Source organism: Kitasatospora sp. NPDC030952 (assembly GCF_055571335.1).
Map to the genome: position 1 here is coordinate 256,122 of NZ_JBVIFM010000004.1, position 19,012 is coordinate 275,133.

Sequence of the window (19,012 nt, forward strand, 5' to 3'; positions counted from 1 at the left end):
GACCGCGAGCGTCCCGCATCCCGGGGCCCGGCGAACGGCGAACGGCGAACGGGCGGCGGCCCGGAGCCGGTGCTCCGGGCCGCCGCCGTCGTGCGGGTCGGGATCAGTACTGGGTGGTGATGGTGACGCCGCTGAAGTCGGTCTGGGCGTAGAGGCTGATGTAGCGGTAGCCGGCCGTGGTGTTGGTGACGGTCAGGCTCTGGCTGGTGGTGCCGTTGGTGGTGGAGCCGGTGGTGTAGGCGCTCGGGGTGGCCCAGGTGTCGGGGTTGTAGAGCAGGTAGGCGGTGCCGGTGCCGCCGGAGCTGGAGACCTTGAGGGTGGTGGTGCCGGCCGGCAGGTAGATGTAGTAGTAGTCCAGGTTGCCGGCGGTCGCGGACTGGCCGGTGCGGGAGCAGTTCTTGTCCAGCACGCGGGCGTCGGCGGCGGTGCAGCCGGTGAGGCTGCCGACCGTGACGGACTGGCTGATGGTGTTGGTCTTGCCGTTGCCGTCGGTCACCGTGAGGCTGACGGTGTAGCTGCCGGCCGCGGTGTAGCTGTGCGCGGGGCTCTGGCTGGTGGAGGTGGCGCCGTCACCGAAGTTCCAGGCCCAGGAGGCGATGGAGCCGCCGGACTCGGTCGACTGGTCGGTGAACTGGACGTTCAGGCCGGACGGGGCGGCGGTGAAGGCGGCGGTCGGGGTGCCGCCCACCACGCAGGCGCCGGCGGCGCAGGCGTCCAGCCAGGTGTTGAACTCGGCGTCGTACGCGGTGCCGATCGAGTTGTAGGTCGCGTAGCCGCCGGTGTAGTCGCCGGTGCGGAAGTGGCCCAGCATGTTCCGGATGACGTCCGGGTGCTTCTCGGCCATGAAGCGGACGGCCAGGTAGCCCCACGGGTAGGTGCGGGTGGTGTCGCTGTTGTCGTAGGTGTTCTGGAACAGCGTGCTGAGCGCGTAGGTGTGCTTGGGCGCCTCGGCGATCGCGCCGGTGTCGGTGACGTTGCGGTAGCTGTAGGAGACGTACTCGGCGACGCCCTCGATCCACCAGACGTCCGGGACGGAGATCTGCTGGGTGAAGTCGCCCTTCATGTCGAGGCGGCCGTCGAGGGCGTGGGTGTACTCGTGGTTGAGGTTCCAGACGCCCGCGGTGAAGCCGTCGTTGCCGTTCTGGTAGGTCACCGAGATCGGCTGGTTGCCGGGGGCCGTCGGGTCGCCGATCAGGGTCATGCCGCCGTTGTTGGTGCTGATGCCGTAGATGCCGCCCGCGTAGGTCTGGTAGTCCTGCGGCGAGGCGAACACCACCAGCTGCAGCGAGTTCTCGTACTGACCGGCGATCGGGCCGCTGTCCTTGACCAGGTTGTGGAAGAACGGGTCCTGGTTCTGGAGGCTGGCGCAGACGGCGGCGAGATCGGCGGCGGTCAGGCTCTGTGCCAGGATGCTGTGGCTGGAGTCGCAGGTGTGGCTGACCGGCAGGGCGGCGGCCTTGAGCTGGTCCGACAGGTTGCAGACGCCGTAGTACGAGCAGTTCGCCTTGTCGTAGAAGGCGGCCATGCCGGCCACGCCGACCCAGAGCGGCGCGGTGGGGCCGGTGATCGCGGAGGCGTCCATCAGGCCCTTGATCAGCGGCCGGACGGTGTCGGTCAGCGCCGGGTGCTCGATGAACCGGGCCGTCTCCAGGCCGGCGTTGGAGTCCAGGAAGGAGTTGGTGCCGCCGAGCATGCCCTTGTGGTTCAGCGCGAAGCTGTCGAGGGTGTTGATGATGCTCGGGTCGGCGGTGACCGCCGCGACGTAGTCGGCGTTCTGGTGGCCGCGGAAGATCGGGGTGTACACGCTGTTCGCGAAGTTCACCATGTACCAGGACGCGTCCCACGAGCTGTTGTACGCGTTCAGCACCCGCTGGTAGGTGCCCAGGTAGTGGGCCTGGAGGTTGGCGCTGTCGGAGAGGACCATCGCCTGGCCGGCGACCTGGCCGTTGCCGTCGTTGACGTCCAGGAAGTGCGGGCTTGCCACCAGGGTGTCGAGCGCGGACTGCACCGCGGCGGTGAGCGTCGCGTCGTAGGTGCCGACGTCGGCCGGGTGGTAGTACTGCACGAAGTAGCCGGCCTGGAGGAAGTAGACCAGCTGGTAGATCCCGGTGGAGTTGTCGCCGGTGTACGAGGCGGCGGCGCCCTTCAGGCCGTTGGCGACGGCGAGCATCTGGCTCTGCTGGAACACCCCGTGGGCGTCGCCGCCGGTGATCCGGAACAGCGAGCTGACGCAGTCGACGGGCGAGCCCTGGAGGTAGCTCACCAGGTCGGCGCCGCTGCGGCTGCTGAAGTCGGCCGGGGTGCAGGAGGTTTGGGCCGCACCGGCCGCGTGCCCGCCGACGGCGGCGGCCCCCTTGGTCGGAGCCTTGGCGAGCTTGGGCGTCGGGGCCTGCGGGGCGGCCGACTGCGGTGAGCGGGGCGGGAGTTGCGCGGGTGCGAGGCGGCCCGCCTGGGTCTCGGCGTGGGTGTCGAGGCCGAACGCGGTGCCGGTGGGGGCTATGCCCTGGGGGTGCGCGGCTTGCGGGGCCCGGCTCACCTGCTGGCCGGCCTGCGCCGTGGGGGCGGCGAAGCTCGGGGCGGCGGCGAGGCCGGTGATGGCGGTGCTGGCGGCGGCGAGCACGGCCAGTGCCCGGGGTAGCCGACGTAGGTGACGCATCGTCACTCCTTGCTGGGGGGCGTGGGGGTGAGCCTCCGACGCGCTTGCCGCGGAGGCGTCGCCTGGCACCGTGCCACGGACGACCCGTCACAATCAATAGGGTGTGACATGTCACTTTGGTTCGTGCATCCGCCCTTCGGACACGAAGCACGGCAGGGTCACCGACGGCCGCCCGTCCGCGTCCGTCCGCCCCTCCGCAACCCCTCCGCACACCCCTCCACGCACCCCTGCGCACGCCCTTGCGATGACATATAACCTGTGACATTGTTCTGACCCTGATTCCGGTGACAGGTCACACGTCAACTTCCCCCTCCGCCTCGTGGCCGACGCCGCGTCACCTCCCCCACCTCAGGACAAGGACACCGCAGTGCGCCTGCGCCAATCCCTTCCGCTCCTGGTGGCCGCCGCCCTCGCCGGCCCCGCCACCCTGCTCCCCACCCCCGCCCTCGCCGCGTCCACGACCGCCGCCGCGGCGCCGACGGCGCAGTCCGCCACGGCCAAAGCGCCCGCAGCGCCCAAGCCGTTCGGCGCCGAGGTCGCGGCCCCCGTCTCCGAGGACCTGGGCCGCACCGCCGCGCCGCTGCCGCCGGAGCAGCTCGGCCAGGCGCTGCAGCCCACCGGCACGGCCGTCCAGACCAGCCGGCACCCGACCGCCCCGGCGGCGGCCAAGCACGCGCCGACCGCCCAGGCCGCACCGGCCGCCGCCGGCTGCACGCCCGCCGACTTCGGCTCCCGCAGTGGCGCCGACCTGGTCTCCTTCGTCCAGGGCGCGACCACGGACTGCGTCAACACCCTGTTCAACGTCACCGGCGGCGACGCGACCGCCGTCTTCAAGCAGTCCCAGATGCTCGCCGTCGCCAACGCCTTCAAGGCCCAGGCCGGGAGCTACACCGGCGACAACTCCGCCAACCTCCTGCAGCTGGTGCTCTTCCTGCGGGCCGGCTACTACGTCCAGTCCAACAACGCGGGCACCGTCGGCCCCTACGACGCCTCGCTCACCGGAACCGTCCAGGCCGGCCTCGACGCCTTCTTCGCCGGCGCGCACTGGAAGGACGTCAGCGACGCCAACGGCACCGTGCTCAACGAGGTGCTGATCCTCACCGACAGCGCCGACATCCAGGGCCACTACCTGAACGTCTACCAGCAGGTCCTGAACGGCTACGACAACGGCTACAACGCCTTCCCCAAGATGGTGAAGGCCGTCAACGCCGTGCTGTACGCGCCGCTGTGGCGGGCCAACTGGAACCCGGACTACGTCAGCGCGATCAGCGCCGACCAGGGCGTGATCACCGCCCTGGCGAACTTCGCGCAGAAGCACAAGGACCTGCTCGGCACCGCCAACCAGTTCCTCGACGTCAACGCCGGCAACGACCTCGCCCGCACCACCGGCGACGGCGGCTCCGTCACGGCCTTCACCCGCCCGCTGGTCAAGCAGGTCCTCGACGGCACCCCGGTCGTCGGCAGCACCGGCCCGCTGTACGTCTACACCGCGTACAACGCCAACCAGTACGACGGCGCGCAGTGCTCCTACTACGGCACCTGCGACCTGCCCGGCAAGCTCACCGCCGCCGTCCTGCCCAACACCCTGGAGTGCGACAACCGCACCATACGCACCGAGAACCTCACCTCCGCGGAGCTGGCCACCGTCTGCGCGAGCCTGCGCGGCGAGGACACCTTCTTCCACTCCATGGTCAAGGACAACGGCCCGATCCCCGGCCAGTACGGCAAGACCATCACCCTCGCCGTCTTCAAGAGCCAGGCCGACTACCTCACCTACTCCTGGGCCATCTACAACAACTCCACCAACAACGGCGGCCAGACCGTCATGGACGTCACCGACCCCAACAACAAGCCCGTGTCGGTGATGTACCGGAAGTCCTACGACGACGGCTTCCCCGCCAACGTGTGGAACCTCAACCACGAGTACACCCACTACCTCGACAACATCTACGACATGAAGGGCAACTTCGGCACCGAGATCTCCGTCCCCGACATCTGGTGGATCGAGGGCGTCGCCGAGTACGAGTCCTACAGCTACCGCGGCACCACCGACACCCAGGCGATGGCCGAGGCCGCCACCCACCGGTACAAGCTGAGCACCGTCCTCCAGAACACCTACGACAACTCGGACACGGTGCGCACCTACCCGTGGGGCTACCTCGCCGTCCGCTACATGCTGGAGAAGCACCCGGCCGACGTCCAGAACATGCTCGGCCACTTCCGCACCGGTGACTACCAGGGCGGCTACGCGGTCTACAACGGCCTCGGCACCTCCTACGACGCCGACTTCGACACCTGGCTGAACGCCTGCGCCGCCGGTGCCTGCTACGCCGACGGCCCCACCGCGCTCTTCGGCCAGGCCGTCGACGGCGCCACCGTCACCCTCACCGACAAGTCCGTCGAGACCAACTCCCAGGCCTCGCTGACCTCCTGGCACTGGACCTTCGGTGACGGCAGCAGCTCCGACCAGCGCAACCCGGTCCACACCTACGCCGCCGCCGGCACCTACACCGTCGCCCTGACCGTGACCGACAGCGCCGGTCGGACCGCCGCCACCCCGACCTCGGTCACCGTCACCGCCGGCGGTGGCAGCACCACCCTGCCGACCTGCACCGACCCGCGCACCGACGCGCTCGGCCAGAACTGCTCCCGGCCGAACCAGGCCCGCACCGCCGGCAGCCTCGACTACTTCTACCTCTACCTGCCGGCCGGCACCACCACCCTGAAGGTCTCCAGCTCTGGCGGCACCGGCAACGCCTCGCTCTACTACAACGCCGACACCTGGGCCTCCCCCACCGCCTTCACCGCCTCCTCCACCAAGCCCGGCACCGCGCAGACCCTCACCGTCACCAACCCGACGGCCGGCTACCGGTACGTCAGCCTGCACGCCGACACCGACTTCAGCGGTGTGACCGTCAGCGCCCAGTACTGACCGACCGGCACCACCGGCTCAGGCCTGGGGCGTGTCTGACAATTCCCGCCGGGCGCGCGACGCCGGGGCACGCGCTGATCCGACGCGAACTGTCAGGCACGCCCTAACCCAACCCCTTCGACAGGGCGGCGAGATGGCCGTCGACCGACCCCAGAGTGAGCAGACCGCTGCCCGCCCCGGCGAGTTCGCCGGCGGCGGGCAGCAGTGCGTCCCGGGCCCGCGCCATCGCCTCGCGGTCGCCCGACTCGACCGCCAGCACGGCCTCCAGGCCGTAGCGGGCCTCGTACAGCAGGTCGGCGGGCGACGGCGGCAGCGCCCGCAGCGCCGCCCGGGCCGCGGCGCGGTCACCGGCGGCCAGCAGGGCGAAGGGCTCGGCCCAGGGCCGGTGCGGGCCCCAGTCCAGACTCAGGTCCACCTCGGGGCGGCGCTCCCCGTCCGCGATCCGCAGAGCCAGCAGCGCGAGCGGCAACAGGCCCGCCGCCAGCCCCGGCATGCCCGCGCCGTGCAGGCCCGCGGCCGCCGCGCGGTAGGCCGACTCCGCCTCGGCGGTGCGCCCGCGGGCGGCCGAGCGCAGCGCCCGGTACCAGTCGGCGAACACCCGCACCAGCGGCAGTTCATGACGGTTCGACAACTCCATTGCCGCGTCGGCGTGTTGGTCGGCGGCCGCGAAGTCCCCCCGGGCACAGGCGCACTGGAGGCGGATCAGCCGCCCGAGCACCTCGTGGACGGTCAGCCCGTGCCGGGCCGACAGCGCCACCAGCTCGGCGCCGACGGCGTCGCGTTCGGCCGCCAGGCCGGCCCGGGTGCAGGACTGCATGAACCGTCCGTTCAGGGCGAAGGCGAGCAGCGCCGGGTCGTGCAGCCGGCGGGCGATCGCCTCCGCCTCGCGGGCGGCCCGCGGGGGCCGTGGTTCGCGGCTGCCGCGTGACTCCAGGGCGACGGTGGCGAGCAGTCGGCAGCGGGCGACGCCGTCACCGGCGGGCAGGGCGGCCAGGGTGCGCTCGGCGGCCGCGACCACCCGGGCGGCGAGGTCCGGGTCGTCGCTGCGGGTCCAGATCGCCGGGACGTCGTACGCGCCGATGACCCGGGCGGTCAGCTCCGGGTCGCCGTACTCCTCCGCGCCCGCGATCACCGCCATCCGCTGCTCGCGGGCCGCGTGCAGGCCCTCGCCGCCGCTCACCGCGAGGCTGCGCATCAGGCCGACCGTGCTCTCCAGCCGCGCCCGCGCGCCGAGCGCCACCGTCCGGTCGTACACCGTCGCCGCGTCGTGCCACAGCCGGGCCGCCGAGGTGTCGGCCGCCGGGTCGAGCCCCCGGTCCTGGGCCAGGATGTCCGCCTCCAGGCGGCGCAGCGCGGGGCCCGGGTCCAGTCCGAGGCCGTCCGCGAGGACCGCCCGGGCCTCGCGCAGGGCGGCCAGTGCCTCACCCTGACGGCCGCTCCGGTACTGGGCGAGGGCCAGCAGCCGCCAGGCCTCCTCGCGCCAGGGGTGGTCGGCGAGGTGGGCGCGCAGGTCCGGCACGGCCTGGGCGGCCCGGCCGAGCGCGAGCAGGGCTCCGGCGCGCTGTTCGACGGCGCGCAGCCGCAGTTCGGTGAGCCGGGTCCGTTCGGCGCGGCTCCAGTCCTCGTCCGGATGGTCGGCGTGGGCGGGGCCGCGCCACAGCGCCAGGGCCTCGTCCAACACGGCCAGGGCACGCTCGGCGGACGGGCCGGAGTCCGCGTCGGTGGCGGCCGTCCCGGTGACGGCCGCCTCGAAGCGCCAGGCGTCCACCGCCCGCGGTTCGGCGCGCAGCACGTACCCGGGCCCCTCGGTGGCGAGCAGCCGGGCGGGCGCCCGGGGCGGCCGGTCGGGTTCGAGCACCCGGCGCAGGTCGGCGACGAAGGTGCGCAGGGCGCCGAGGGCGGCGGGCGGCGGGTCGGCCCACAGGTCGTCGACCAGCCGGGTGACGGGCACGACCCGGCGGCGGGCCACGATCAGCCGGGCCAGCACCGCCCGGTGCCGGGGCCCCCTGAGCCCGAGGGCGGTGCCGTCCCGCTCCGCCGTCAGCGGACCGAGCACCCCGAAGGTGACCTGCGCCATTCCGTCCTCCCGCCGTTCCCGCAGGTCAGGCTACCGCGCTGATCGAATGCTGATCCGGGCCCGGCAGGCTCGTACCGTCCGCCCCCGAACGAGAGGCTTCGCCATGACCGTCACCATCCCCGGCTTCGACCACCGCCGCGTGCCCGTGGCCGACGGGGTCTCGCTGCACACCGCGATCGGCGGCCAGGGCAGCCCGGTCGTGCTGCTGCACGGCTTCCCGCAGACCCACCTGATGTGGCGGGCCGTGGCCGCCGACCTCGCCGCCGACCACACCGTGATCTGCCCCGACCTGCGCGGCTACGGCGCCAGCGACAAGCCCGCCGAGACCCCCGACGGCCTCGCCTACGCCAAGCGCACCATGGCCGCCGACATCGTCGCCCTGGCCGCCGCGCTCGGCCACCGGCGCTTCGCGCTGGCCGGGCACGACCGGGGCGCGCTGGTCGCCTTCCGCGCCGCCATGGACCACCCCGACCGGGTCACCCACCTCGCCGCGCTGGACGTCCTGCCGACCCTCGACATGTGGGAGGTGATGCACGGCACCACGGCGGCCGTCGGCTTCCACCTCTACCTGATGGCCCAGCCGCCGGGCCTGCCGGAGCGGATGATCGCCGCCTCGGCGGACGCGTTCTTCGGCCACTTCCTCGACTCGTGGTCCCGCGACACCGCAGCGATCCCCGCCGACGTCCGCGCCGCCTACCTGGCCGCCTGCCGCGCGGCCGTCCCGTCCATCGTCGCCGACTACCGCGCCTCGGCCGGCGTCGACGTCGACCACGACACCGCCGACCGCGCGGCCGGGCGCCTGCTCGCCATGCCCGTCACCGTCCTCCAGCAGGACTGGGGCGCCGCCCTCGGCTTCGACGCCGCCGCCCGCTGGCGCGCCTGGGCCCCCGACCTGGACCACCGCACCGTCACCTGCGGCCACTTCATGGCCGAGGAGGCACCGGCCCTGGTCACCACCGCCCTCCGCGACCTGCTGGCCCGGTAGGAGCGCCTTGGAACCCGCCGGTCCCACCACTGCGGGTGAACCGATTTCGGACGATCTCTAGCCAGCTGATTAAGCGCTTGCTTAGACTCGGGCATCTGTCCGTGTTCCGTGCGAGTACGCCCCCGGGAGTTGCCCATGACCGCCGTCAACCGCCAGATCCGCCTTGCCCGTCGTCCGGTCGGTGAGGTCCGGCCGGAGGACTGGGCGTACGGGGAGGAGGCCGTGGGGGTGCCCGGGGACGGGGAGTTCCTGGGGCGGACGCGGTACGTGTCGCTGGACCCGGCGATGCGCGGGTGGCTGGACGACCGGCCGTCGTACCTGCCGCCGGTGGGGCTGGGCGAGGTGATGCGGGCCGGGTCGGTGGTCGAGGTGGTCGCGTCGAACCACCCTGGGTTCCAGGTCGGCGACCACGTGGTGGGCGCCTTCGGGGTGCAGGACTACGCGGTGTCGGACGGCAAGGGCGCGCTCAAGGTGGATCCCGCGCTGGCCCCGCTGTCCACCTACCTCGGGGCGCTCGGGATGCCCGGGATGACGGCCTACTTCGGCCTGCTGGAGGTCGGCGCGCTCAAGGAGGGCGAGACCGTGGTGGTCTCCGGCGCCGCCGGGGCGGTCGGCACGATGGTCGGGCAGATCGCCAAGGTGAAGGGCTGCCGGGTGGTCGGGATCGCGGGCGGGCCGGAGAAGTGCGCGCTGCTGACGGACGAGCTCGGCTTCGACGCCGCGATCGACTACCGCGCCGAGGACGTCCGCAAGGCGCTGCGCACCCACGCCCCGGACGGCATCGACGTCTACTTCGACAACGTCGGCGGCCCGATCCTGGACGCCGCGCTGACCCGGCTGGCGATGCACGCCCGGGTGGTGATCTGCGGCGCGATCAGCCAGTACAACAACGAGGACTCCGTCCAGGGCCCGTCCAACTACCTTTCCCTGCTGGTGCGTCGGGCCCGGATGGAGGGCTTCGTGGTCTTCGACTACGCCCGCCGGTACGCGCAGGCGGCGGCCGAGCTCGCGGGCTGGATCGGCGAGGGCCGGATCAAGGTCAAGGAGCACCTGGTGGAGGGCGGCGTGGCGGACTTCCCGGAGACCCTCGGGATGCTGTTCCGCGGCGAGAACACCGGCAAGCTGGTGCTGCGCGTGGTGTGAGGCGCTCCCCCGCGCCCCCGCGCCCACCGGTGCCCGTACGCCGACCGGGCCCGCGGGGGCGTTCCCCTGCGGGCCCGGCGGGACGGACCGTCCGGGATCAGCCGGTGGTCCGCCGACGGCGGCGGAGCGCCAGGACACCGCCCGCGAGCACCAGCGCCGCGGTCGAACCGCCGACCAGCATCGGCGTCGAGGACGAGGCCGGCTCCATCGTCCGCGCGGCGCCGTAACCGCTGGACATCCCGGCGGCGGCGTACTCCGAGCCGGGCAGCTTGTCGGCGTAGCGGGCCTTGACCAGCTTCTGGTAGGCGCTCAGCGAGGCCGAGTCCTGACCGTTCAGCCCTTGCCGCGCCTGGTCGTTGAGCGGTTTCACGGTGCTGACGGTCAGTTGGTACCAGCCGCGGATCTGCGGCTCGCTGAACACCAGGCTCCCCACCGTGGCCTTGCCCGCGTACACGGCGTCGCTGTCGCCGTCGCGCACCCCGGCCAGGTGCCAGCCGCCGCCCTCGGTGGGGGCGAGCAGGACGGTGGCGTTGCGGCCGTTGACCGGGGCGTTCAACGCCGATACCAGCTGGCTCAGCCGGATCGCCTCGGTGGGGATCGGCAGCGCCGTCCCCGCGACGAAGCCGGGGGTGATCTCGTTCAGGGCCAGCGGGTCGTTGACGGTGAACGCCGGCATTCCCTCGCACGGCGCGGCGTTGTCGGGGATCCGCTGTGCCGTTCCGGCGGCGTCGCCCTGCGGCAGCGGCACGCTGAGGAAGCGGCAGACGGCGTCGTGGACGTCGGCCGACCGCACCAGGTCGAGGGCGGCCTGGTAGTCCGGGATGTCCGCCGGCACCGGGTCCTTGGCCGGAGCCGCGTGGGCGGGGCCGGCGAGGGCCAGCAGTACGGCGGCGCCCACCGCCAGGACGGCGGCCGGACGGAACGAGCGGGAGGGGTGGGAGGGGTGGGAGGGGTGGGAGGGGTGGGAGGGGTGGGAGGGCCTGGAGGCTGCCCGCACACTGGAGGTTCTGGTGTCGCGCATGTCGCCTGCCTTACCTGGAGATGCCGATCCGGGAGTGGGTCCACTTGAACGAGCTGTTGCTGACGTAGTCCTGGTAGTTCCACCACGTGTAGGTGGCGGTGTCCGGCCACGGGTCGGCGACGGCGACGGTGTTGTTCGACGTGTCGAAGCCGTAGACGACGTTCATGTGGCCACCGCCGGACGTCCACCCGATGCGGGTGGCGACCGGCCGGGCCGCCTTGACGTCGGTGTAGACCTGGTTGAACGTGGCCGCGCTGTTCAGGCCCGAGCCGAGGTGGGTCATGCCGAGGCTGTTCCAGCCCCTGGCCATGTCGTCGAGGGTGGCCGGCTGGTTGTTGCAGCCGTAGTAGGGCTGGGCGCGGGTGCAGAAGTCCGTCTGGGTGCTGCCGTAGCCCTGGAACTTGGCGATCGTCAGCCCGGAGGCGACCCAGCACCACTGGGTCTTCTCCTGCTTCAGCATGGCGATGTTGTCCTGCGCCGCCTCGGCGTGGGCCTGGCCCGGTACGGCGCCGAGCAGCGCCGATGCCGCCAGTGCGACGGCCGCCGGCGTGGTCGCGATGGTGGATCTGCCCATGGGTCTGCCTTTCCGCGCGAACGCGAACGTGTGCCGATGGAGCTTGCGGAGCCATGACAACACGAAAGCGGACGATCACGGAGAGTACACGAAGGAGCGTTACCTGGACGGGTGAACCGACACCCGGAGCGGACCGCCGAGCAGGACGGCGCGTTGCGCCACCGCTCGCCGACCGCGTAGCCGGGCGTCCGGCCCGCCCGATCGGACGGACGGCATCAGACGGACGGCATCAGACGGGTGGCAGCAGATCGCTCTCGCTGACGGTGTACGTCAGCGGCGGGTAGCCGAAGTCCGTCTCCTGGTTCTCCCGGCGGCGCAGTCGGTAGAACTCGCGGCTCTGCTCCTCGTCGGCCGGCCGCAGGCGCGCACCCTCCGGGAGGTAGGCGTGCCCGTCGCGGAACCGGAGGAAGGTCTTCGAGGTCCGGAAGGTGACACCCAGCCATGGGTTGTCGGCCGCCCCGGCGGGCGCGTCCAGCACGATCTTGTGCCTGAGCCGCCGATTCGCGTCGACGGAGAAGGCGACGACACCGTTGTGGACGAGGGGGACCTCGAACCTCTCGCCGTCTGCGGCCTTCGGTTCGAAGACCAGCTTCCTCGGCGGGCCCGCCTCGGGGTTCCGGTAGCAGGAGAAGACGGCGATGAACGACTCGTCGGCCAGATCGAGGGCCTGGTCGGAGTGGCCGCCCATGGTCGTGTAGGCGTTCGTGTAGCTCTCGATGAGCGCGTTGTTGAAACCGGCCGCGAACCCCGCGCGCTCCCGGACCCGTTGCGCGAGGCGTTCGTGCACCGGCCGGAAACGCTGCGCCGGGCTGCCGTACCGCGTGGTGGTACGGACCAGGGGCACCCCGCCCGCCTGGTCGACCCGGGTGAGCACGGCGCCCCGCCGGCCCTTGCCCACGTCCTCCCAATGGACCGACGCGGACAGCTCCGCGAAGGGGTCCCCCTCGGCCGGAAGGGCGTACGAGAGGATCTCGTCCGAAGTCCTAGGCCCGGGGGGCACGGTAGTCTCCCGTGTTCATGCTGAAGCGGAATCCGTCGCCGTAGTCGATGAAGGACGACGTCCTGTTCTCCTCGGCGTACAGCCTGCGCAGCTCGTCCAGGCCGGCCGGCGTGGGCGGCTCCAACTCCACCGGCTCTCCGGCCGTCTTGAGGAACGTGCGGCCGTCCCTGTGCACGGCCTCGGCGCTCGAACAGCGCACCACGTATCCCAGCCGGGTCGGGAGCGACTCGGCGTCCAGCATCGAGGACCGGATCTCGTGGGTGTACAGGCGGTTGGTGGACAGCGGCATGAAGAACACGGAGCCCGGGTGCAGGGTCAGGGTGAACTGCGCCGGGAGCGCGACCCCGTCGAGTTCGGCGCTCGGGTCCTTGAGGCGGAAGCGGAGTCTGGTCAGCCCGCTGACCTTCCTCACCCCGTGGTCGAAGGCGTCGTCGGCCAGCGGCTGCAGCTTGTCGAGCCCGTCGTAGAAGGTGCAGAAGGCCATGACACCGTTGCCGGGCATGTCCTTGGTCTTGTCCGCGTGGGCCGAGATCTTGGCCTTGGACTGCTTGCGCCCGGCCGTGGCACGGGTGTTGTGGTAGATCTGCGCGAGGACGTGGTTCAGCGGCGCCTGGCCCCGGAACACGGTGGCGGCCTCGCGGTTCAGCGCCTCGACGATCCGGGTGTCGGTCGGGCCGAAGCCCTCGGTCGGCCCCGAGAGGTTCGTGGAGCAGCGGAGCAGACGGAAGTGCAGGTCGTCGCCGTCGCGGGTGACGGGCGTCAGGTAGATCCCGCTGCGATGGGCCGTACCGGGCTTGGTGGACTCCGTCAGGGACTGGAACTCGTGCTCCGCACGGATCCGTCCGAAGTGATCGGCGTCGAGCCCGAAGAAGCGCCGGTAGTACACGCCGACGCCGTGCACCCGGGTGGGGACCCGGCCGAGGCCGACCACGGTCCACGGGGCGTCCGCGCCCTCCTGATGACCCTGCGACCGCTCCCGGACGACGAACACCCTGTCAGCCGAGCGCAGTTGACCGACGTCGAGCCCGGAGACGTCGCCGCACAGGTAGACGGTCTTCCCCGCGAGGTCGGGCGAACCGGAAGCAAGGTGCTCCGGCGTGACGGTCGCCCCGAAGAACTCCCCGAGCACCCCGTCGTCGTGCAACTCCGAAGGCGCGACCAGGATGTTGCTCGCATCGTCGATGCGGGCCTCCGCCGGCTCCGTCGTGTCCATCAACCTGTCCGTCCGCCCCGTACCTGCCATCCGGCGATGCTCTCACGGGGCCCGACAGCGGGCAAAGGGGATTCACCGCCCGCTGCCGCAGCACCCCGAAGGGTCTGCCGACTACCCGCCACCAGCCCGCCGCGGGCCCGACACCACCGGCTCGGGATTGTGCAGCAGGAGGTCCTGCCCGAGCGGGGTGAGGGCGTGGCGGACCTCCGTCCCGACGCGCTCCGTGGTGATCGCCCCGGCGGCGCGCAGGGCGGTGGCGTGGGCGGAGGCGGAGGCCGGGCTGAGGCCGATGCGTTCGCTGAGCAGTTTGGTGGTGCAGGGGCCGAGGCCGATCGAGCGCAGGGCGCGGGCACGGGTCTCCCCGACGAGCAGGGCGAGTCCGTCGGCTTTCCGGACGGTGCCCGGATCTGGCGGCGGAACGCGGACCGGGTACAGCAGCGCCGCCGGTTGCCGTCCGTCCAGGGCCGCAGCGACCGAGGTCAGGAAGAAGTTGGGGCGCAGTTCCAACCCCTGCCCGTCCAGGGCGAACCGGTCGTGCAGCGCGTGCGCGGGGATCCGCAGCACGCCGTCGGCCCGCCAGACCGCCCCGGGGTGGACGGCCTCCAGCATGGCGCCGGTGCCGGCTTCGGCCGCGGAGCGGGAGAGCTCGGCGATGTCCGCCGTCAGGGCGCGCTGGATGTCGGGCCAGTCCGACGCGAAACAGGACCGGAACAGCTCCCAGATGCCGTCGGTGACCCGCCGCAACCGGCGCGGCCCGCCGTCCCTCAAGTCCCTGACCACGGCCGGCAGATCAGGCCCATCGCCATAGAGGGCGAGGTCCTGGCGCAGGCTGTCCTCGGTGACGGCGAGGATGACATCCAGCTCGTCGGCGAGCCGGCGGTGGCAGGACTCGACGCTGACCGCGAGGAAGTCCGGGAGGACTCCGGGACCGGCGTTGAGGAGTTCCAGGAAGGGCGCGGCCCGGTCCGGCACGTGCCGGCGCGCCCCGCGCCACCAGCGGTCGCGCACCGACGTGGCACCGGCGCACCGGTGTCGGGCGCCGGCGGTCCCGCCGAGGATCTGGTCCAGCGGCGAGACGGTGACCCTGGTGCGGGCCACATCCGGCACGGTGAACCGCAGTTCGAGCATGTCTCCCCCATGGGCCGGTCCGGCAGCCGACGGCGGCCAGCATGGCGTGCTCCGGACGGCTTCGGGGCGGTTTCGGGAGTATTCGGTTCCGGCTGAACAGCTCGCGCCGCCGCGACCCCGGCGGCCACCCTCTGTCTGGGCCGGGACAGCGGGGCCGGGACGACCGGAAGCCCCCGCCCCGCGGTACCCGGCCCCGCGGTACCCGGACAGCTCGATGCCTCGACACCCCGATGCCTCGACAACCTGTTGCCTCGACACCTCGACACCTCGACACCTCGATCGAAGGGATCCTCATGCAGATCGGCAGGAAGCTCCTCACCCTCACCGCCACCGCCGGCCTCGCCCTGGCCGGCGTGGCCGTGGCGGCCCCGGCGAACGCCATCGGCGGGGTGGGCTGCCCGACGTACGGGCTCACGGTGAACACCAGTGGCAACGGCAACTACTGCGCCGAAGGCTCCATCGGCTACAAGAACGTCAGCAGCCTCTTCGGGATCGGCGAGATCGACCACGTCACCTACGAGTCGACGCAGTGGAACTGGGCCCAGTTCTACAACTCGAGCGGCGTCGTCCGCCTGAAGCCCGGACAGTCCACCGGCTACCTCGGCGGCGTGATCACCTACGCGCTGGAGATCGACAACCCGAACTGGACGTGATCCCCGGCCGTACCGGCACGTGAGTCCGGCACCCGCCACCGACCACGGTCACCCGTGGCGGGTGCCGCTCCGCCGTGCCCGCTCCCGAAGGACGGACATGAAACGCTCGACCACCTCGGCCCTGACGATCGCCCTGCTGGCGGCCCTCGCGGGCTGCGGCGCGTCAGGCAGCCGCCCGGAACCCCCGCAGCTGGGCGAGATCCCCACCGTCACCGGCGTCGGCCAGGTGGTGCGTCCGATCGACGCCTACCTCCCCACCGCGGCGCAGTCCCGCACCGTGGCCCGGGCCGCCTACCTCACGAGTGCCCGCTGTCTGCGCCGGCTGGGCATCTCGGAGCCTCCCGGACCGGACCCGGCCCAGGCCGAGGACGCCGACGACCGGGACGTCCGCTCCCAGCTCTACGGGTACTTCGCGCCCGAGCGCGTCGCGACCACCGGCTACGACGCCGTCGTGGCCACCGGGACCGGGCAGCCCGCCTCCGCTGCCACCCGGCAGGCACTCACCGGGCGGGACGCGACCGGCGCGCCGATCACCGAGTACCAGGGCAAGCCGGTCCCCAAGGGCGGCTGCCTGCAGGAGGGCCTGGACGCCGTCGGCGGATCGAGGTTCCTGCACTCCGACCCTTCGGCCCTCCCCGACGGCGGGCCGAAGGAACCCCTGACCGACCCCCGCGTCGTGGCGGCCGACCGGCGGTGGAGCGGCTGCATGAAGGAGCACGGGTTCTCCTACGCCACCCCGGCCGACGCCTACCTGGACCCGCGCTGGCGCGACCGGACGCGGAGCAGCGGAGCCTCCGTCACCCACAGTCCGGCCGAGATCGCCACCGCGACCGCCGATGACGCCTGCAAGCGGTCCACCGGCTTCATGGGGATCGCGGTGGCCGTCCAGTCCGCCTACGACCGGCAGTACATCGCAGCGCACCCGGACGACCTGGCGACGTTCGCCCAGGGTGTCAGCCGGCACGTCGCCGACGCGGAGCAGGTCGTCGCGACGGGCGGGGCCGGGTAGCGGCCCCCGCGGGTGGCCCGGCGGGGCGGCGCTTTCCGGCCTGGGTGGAACCGCGGCGGCGTCCGTTTCGCGCGGCGGGCGGCACTCGGGCAGGGTGGGGACTCGACCGTTCCACCGAGCCGAGAGACCTCCATGATCTTCATCACCGCGAAGTTCCCCGTCCGCCCCGAGCACAGCGCCCGGTGGCTGGACATCGTCCGCGACTTCACCGAGGCCACCCGCGCCGAGCCGGGCAACCTGTTCTTCGACTGGTCCCGCAGCGTCGACGACCCGGACGAGTACGTGCTGGTGGAGGGCTTCCGGGACGGCGAGGCCGGCCGGGCCCACGTCGAGTCGGCGCACTTCCGGCAGGCGATGGAGACGCTGGCCGGCGCGGTCGCCGCCAAACCGAGGATCATCAGCGTCGACCTCCCGGACCGCGAGGGCTGGGACCTGATGGGGGAGATCACACCCCGCTAGGACACGCCCCGGGGCACGCCCCGGGGCACGCCCCGGGGCAAGCCCTGGGCCCGAGCCTAACGGTGAACCTTAGGGTGAGACCGGGGGCCGGTGGCCGCCCCCGGTCCGGCCCTGACCCTCGGCCGGGTCCGTCCCGCCCGTCAGCCGGCGGCGCCCCGCTCGACCGGGCCCGGGACCAGCGGCGCGATGACGTGCCGGCTCGGATTGGTGCCGTTGTCGTCGTTGTCGTCGTCGTCGCCGTTCACCGAGGCGGTGACGGAGCCCGTCGCCCAGGAGACCAGCCCGAGGATCAGGAACAGGACCACCAGGCCGCGCCCACCGCCGCTCAGCACCAGCGGGCGGGTGGCCGACACCCGCTCGGGCTCACTGCCCGGCTCCTCGCCGAACAGCCGCTTGGGGTAGGCGGAGGTGAGCATCATCAGGTAGGCGGTGTACCGCAGCTGGTAGCGCAGGATCGCCGTCGTCGCCTCGTACAGCGGCTGCGGCATCCGGCCGAGGGCCAGCACCACCAGCCAGCTGATGAACGAGACCATCCACCAGCCCGCGTGCACCAGACCCTGCACGATCGACGCCGGGATCACCAGGATGATGCGGAACAGCACGGCCAGCCGGTTCAGTTCGCCCGGCCGCAGGTCCACCTGCACCGGGTACTCGGGCGCCCGGAACCGGAACGGCGGGTAGCGGTCCACGGTGAGCATCAAATACGCGTTGACCCTGGTCTCGTACGGGACGAACGCGGTCAGGTAGTCCGCCACGAACGCGGGCAGCCGGCCGAGGACCAGCGCGCCGAACCAGCCGATCACGGTGACGACGAACGCCACCAGCGACAGCACCCACACCACCACGAACTGCGGGACCAGCAGCAGGAGGCGCAGCAGCACCGTCCAGCGGTTCTGCCCGCCGGCCGCCGGCATGTCCAGCACCGGAAGCCACTCACGGCTGACGGGGGCGGGGGGAGCCTGCCACATCCGGGCCTCCACGGTCTCGGGACGACGGGACCCGGCAGTCGGTCACTGCCGGGTCCCTCCGAAGATCGCAGTCGCCCGCCCGCCCCGCGCGCCGTGCTGCGCCGGACGGGTAGGCCGGTACCCCCGCTCGGGGCAGCAGCGACCTGGCCGGTCCCCAGGAGCGGGGGTAATCCCCACCATCCGTATGCCGGTTGGCCGGATGGCTCTGTGGATCTTGAAAAGGAAGGCTGAGGGCAGAAGGAAATCCCACTTACGAAGGAGAATCCCTGATGCTCAGCGGGAAGTTCATGAAGCGCCGCGCGGCCCGCGTCGCGACCGTGGCCGCGATCGCCGTCGGGTGCGCAGTGGCGACGGCCGGCAGCGCCGGGGCGATCGTCAACGGGACGGACACCACCCAGCGCTACCCGTTCATGGCCTCCGTCCCGGTGTCGGCCCCGGGCCTGGACGACGGTGTCTGCGGCGCCTCGCTGATCGACCACCAGTGGGTGCTGACGGCGGCCCACTGCGTCGACCCGAACCTGGTCAAGCCTGCGGGCATCGTCCGCATCGGCAGCGACGAGCGCAAGTCCGGCGGCACCGTCCGCGCGATCGCCGGCACCTTCACCCACCCCGGCTACCGGCAGGGAGGCAATACCGGACCCAATCTGAACGATGTCGCACTGATCCGCCTGGACCGCCCGGTCCAGGAACGACCCGTCCCCATCGCCGTACGGCCCGGCGTCCCGGGTACCCCGACCCGGCTGCTCGGCTTCGGCACCGTCGCCGACACCAACGACCTCGGCGGCCTGAAGTTCCCGGATCACCTCCAGCAGCTCGACACCCGCCGGGCGGCCGAATCCGAGTGCGACCCCGGCTACGCGGGACCCACCCGGCTGTGCACCGTCAGCCGGGTCCCCCGGGCGATGGCCTGCTTCGGCGACTCCGGTGGACCGCAGATTCAGCGCGACCGGGGCGGGCGCTGGGAACTCATCGGCGTCACCTCCGGCCCCGGCGTCGGTGGACACGTCCCCTGCTCCTCCGGCCCCGGCCTCTACAGCAGCGCCCCCGCCTACGCCGACTGGATCCGCGCGACGATCCGCGCGAACGGCTGAGCCCGGTACCCGGCGCCTCCGGCACGGCGACCGGGCGGTGACAGGCGCCGACGGGCTCGGGCGGAACCCGAGCCCGTCACCCGCCGCCGGTCAGTAGGACAGG

The 19,012-nt window shown here is 72.3% G+C and carries 15 protein-coding genes; 7 read left to right on the top strand and 8 right to left on the bottom strand.

The window, feature by feature from the left end:
- Positions 1 to 103 precede the first annotated feature (103 nt).
- Positions 104 to 2,656, bottom strand: a complete 2,553-nt coding sequence (locus ACZ47G_RS10870; RefSeq protein ID WP_465741119.1) for a collagenase — start codon at positions 2,654 to 2,656, stop codon at positions 104 to 106.
- 367 nt (positions 2,657 to 3,023) lie between these two features.
- Here ACZ47G_RS10870 and ACZ47G_RS10875 point away from each other — a divergent pair, with 367 nt between their 5' ends.
- Positions 3,024 to 5,588 (top strand): collagenase, encoded by a 2,565-nt coding sequence (locus ACZ47G_RS10875; RefSeq protein WP_465741121.1) that lies wholly within the window; start codon positions 3,024 to 3,026, stop codon positions 5,586 to 5,588.
- A gap of 103 nt (positions 5,589 to 5,691) precedes the next feature.
- Here ACZ47G_RS10875 and ACZ47G_RS10880 read toward each other — a convergent pair whose 3' ends face one another.
- Entirely contained in the window at positions 5,692 to 7,665 is a 1,974-nt protein-coding gene (locus tag ACZ47G_RS10880; RefSeq protein WP_465741123.1) for an AfsR/SARP family transcriptional regulator, read from the bottom strand.
- 103 nt (positions 7,666 to 7,768) lie between these two features.
- Between ACZ47G_RS10880 and ACZ47G_RS10885 the strand changes: the two genes are divergently transcribed.
- Together ACZ47G_RS10885 and ACZ47G_RS10890 are read left to right on the top strand one after the other, a co-directional pair.
- Entirely contained in the window at positions 7,769 to 8,650 is an 882-nt protein-coding gene (locus tag ACZ47G_RS10885) for an alpha/beta fold hydrolase (protein WP_465741125.1), read from the top strand.
- Between the two features lie 135 nt (positions 8,651 to 8,785).
- Complete coding sequence (locus ACZ47G_RS10890) at positions 8,786 to 9,793, top strand: NADP-dependent oxidoreductase (protein WP_465741127.1); 1,008 nt, start codon at positions 8,786 to 8,788, stop codon at positions 9,791 to 9,793.
- 97 nt (positions 9,794 to 9,890) lie between these two features.
- Here the strand turns inward: ACZ47G_RS10890 and ACZ47G_RS10895 are convergent, their stop codons facing one another.
- The 5 genes from ACZ47G_RS10895 to ACZ47G_RS10915 form a co-directional block, all read right to left on the bottom strand.
- Positions 9,891 to 10,814: a hypothetical protein gene (locus ACZ47G_RS10895; protein ID WP_465741129.1), complete on the bottom strand. Its 924-nt coding sequence runs from the start codon at positions 10,812 to 10,814 to the stop codon at positions 9,891 to 9,893.
- Positions 10,815 to 10,824: 10 nt separating this feature from the next.
- The gene (locus ACZ47G_RS10900; RefSeq protein WP_465741131.1) at positions 10,825 to 11,388 is read right to left on the bottom strand and encodes a papain-like cysteine protease family protein; all 564 of its coding nucleotides are present in this window, start codon (positions 11,386 to 11,388) and stop codon (positions 10,825 to 10,827) included.
- Between the two features lie 229 nt (positions 11,389 to 11,617).
- Positions 11,618 to 12,388 (bottom strand): alpha-ketoglutarate-dependent dioxygenase AlkB family protein, encoded by a 771-nt coding sequence (locus tag ACZ47G_RS10905; protein WP_465741133.1) that lies wholly within the window; start codon positions 12,386 to 12,388, stop codon positions 11,618 to 11,620.
- The gene (locus tag ACZ47G_RS10910) at positions 12,372 to 13,601 is read right to left on the bottom strand and encodes a hypothetical protein (protein ID WP_465741135.1); all 1,230 of its coding nucleotides are present in this window, start codon (positions 13,599 to 13,601) and stop codon (positions 12,372 to 12,374) included. The genes ACZ47G_RS10905 and ACZ47G_RS10910 overlap by 17 nt, the downstream gene beginning before the upstream one ends.
- Positions 13,602 to 13,712: 111 nt before the next feature.
- A complete protein-coding gene (locus ACZ47G_RS10915) occupies positions 13,713 to 14,729 on the bottom strand; it encodes an ArsR/SmtB family transcription factor (RefSeq protein WP_465741137.1) in 1,017 nt (338 codons plus the stop codon).
- Between the two features lie 293 nt (positions 14,730 to 15,022).
- Between ACZ47G_RS10915 and ACZ47G_RS10920 the strand changes: the two genes are divergently transcribed.
- The 3 genes from ACZ47G_RS10920 to ACZ47G_RS10930 all read left to right on the top strand — a co-directional run bounded on the left by ACZ47G_RS10920 (position 15,023) and on the right by ACZ47G_RS10930 (position 16,850).
- Positions 15,023 to 15,382 carry a hypothetical protein gene (locus tag ACZ47G_RS10920; protein ID WP_465741139.1) on the top strand — a complete coding sequence of 120 codons (360 nt, stop codon included), beginning with the start codon at positions 15,023 to 15,025 and terminating at the stop codon, positions 15,380 to 15,382.
- A 97-nt stretch (positions 15,383 to 15,479) separates the two neighbouring features.
- A complete protein-coding gene (locus tag ACZ47G_RS10925) occupies positions 15,480 to 16,391 on the top strand; it encodes a hypothetical protein (protein ID WP_465741141.1) in 912 nt (303 codons plus the stop codon).
- 132 nt (positions 16,392 to 16,523) lie between these two features.
- On the top strand, positions 16,524 to 16,850 hold the full coding sequence (locus tag ACZ47G_RS10930; protein ID WP_465741143.1) for a putative quinol monooxygenase: 327 nt from the start codon (positions 16,524 to 16,526) through the stop codon (positions 16,848 to 16,850).
- A 140-nt stretch (positions 16,851 to 16,990) separates the two neighbouring features.
- Here the strand turns inward: ACZ47G_RS10930 and ACZ47G_RS10935 are convergent, their stop codons facing one another.
- On the bottom strand, positions 16,991 to 17,818 hold the full coding sequence (locus ACZ47G_RS10935; protein WP_465741145.1) for a DUF4389 domain-containing protein: 828 nt from the start codon (positions 17,816 to 17,818) through the stop codon (positions 16,991 to 16,993).
- A 269-nt stretch (positions 17,819 to 18,087) separates the two neighbouring features.
- Between ACZ47G_RS10935 and ACZ47G_RS10940 the strand changes: the two genes are divergently transcribed.
- Complete coding sequence (locus ACZ47G_RS10940; RefSeq protein WP_465741147.1) at positions 18,088 to 18,909, top strand: S1 family peptidase; 822 nt, start codon at positions 18,088 to 18,090, stop codon at positions 18,907 to 18,909.
- The last annotated feature ends 103 nt before the right edge of the window (positions 18,910 to 19,012 follow it).

Coding starts and splice junctions, on each gene's coding strand:
- ACZ47G_RS10920 (WP_465741139.1), top strand. CDS start 15,023: ATGCAGATCGGCAGGAAGCTCCTCACCCTCACCGCCACCGCCGGCCTC.
- ACZ47G_RS10870 (WP_465741119.1), bottom strand. CDS start 2,656: ATGCGTCACCTACGTCGGCTACCCCGGGCACTGGCCGTGCTCGCCGCC.
- ACZ47G_RS10925 (WP_465741141.1), top strand. CDS start 15,480: ATGAAACGCTCGACCACCTCGGCCCTGACGATCGCCCTGCTGGCGGCC.
- ACZ47G_RS10880 (WP_465741123.1), bottom strand. CDS start 7,665: ATGGCGCAGGTCACCTTCGGGGTGCTCGGTCCGCTGACGGCGGAGCGG.
- ACZ47G_RS10885 (WP_465741125.1), top strand. CDS start 7,769: ATGACCGTCACCATCCCCGGCTTCGACCACCGCCGCGTGCCCGTGGCC.
- ACZ47G_RS10900 (WP_465741131.1), bottom strand. CDS start 11,388: ATGGGCAGATCCACCATCGCGACCACGCCGGCGGCCGTCGCACTGGCG.
- ACZ47G_RS10935 (WP_465741145.1), bottom strand. CDS start 17,818: ATGTGGCAGGCTCCCCCCGCCCCCGTCAGCCGTGAGTGGCTTCCGGTG.
- ACZ47G_RS10910 (WP_465741135.1), bottom strand. CDS start 13,601: ATGGACACGACGGAGCCGGCGGAGGCCCGCATCGACGATGCGAGCAAC.
- ACZ47G_RS10890 (WP_465741127.1), top strand. CDS start 8,786: ATGACCGCCGTCAACCGCCAGATCCGCCTTGCCCGTCGTCCGGTCGGT.
- ACZ47G_RS10895 (WP_465741129.1), bottom strand. CDS start 10,814: ATGCGCGACACCAGAACCTCCAGTGTGCGGGCAGCCTCCAGGCCCTCC.
- ACZ47G_RS10940 (WP_465741147.1), top strand. CDS start 18,088: ATGCTCAGCGGGAAGTTCATGAAGCGCCGCGCGGCCCGCGTCGCGACC.
- ACZ47G_RS10915 (WP_465741137.1), bottom strand. CDS start 14,729: ATGCTCGAACTGCGGTTCACCGTGCCGGATGTGGCCCGCACCAGGGTC.
- ACZ47G_RS10930 (WP_465741143.1), top strand. CDS start 16,524: ATGATCTTCATCACCGCGAAGTTCCCCGTCCGCCCCGAGCACAGCGCC.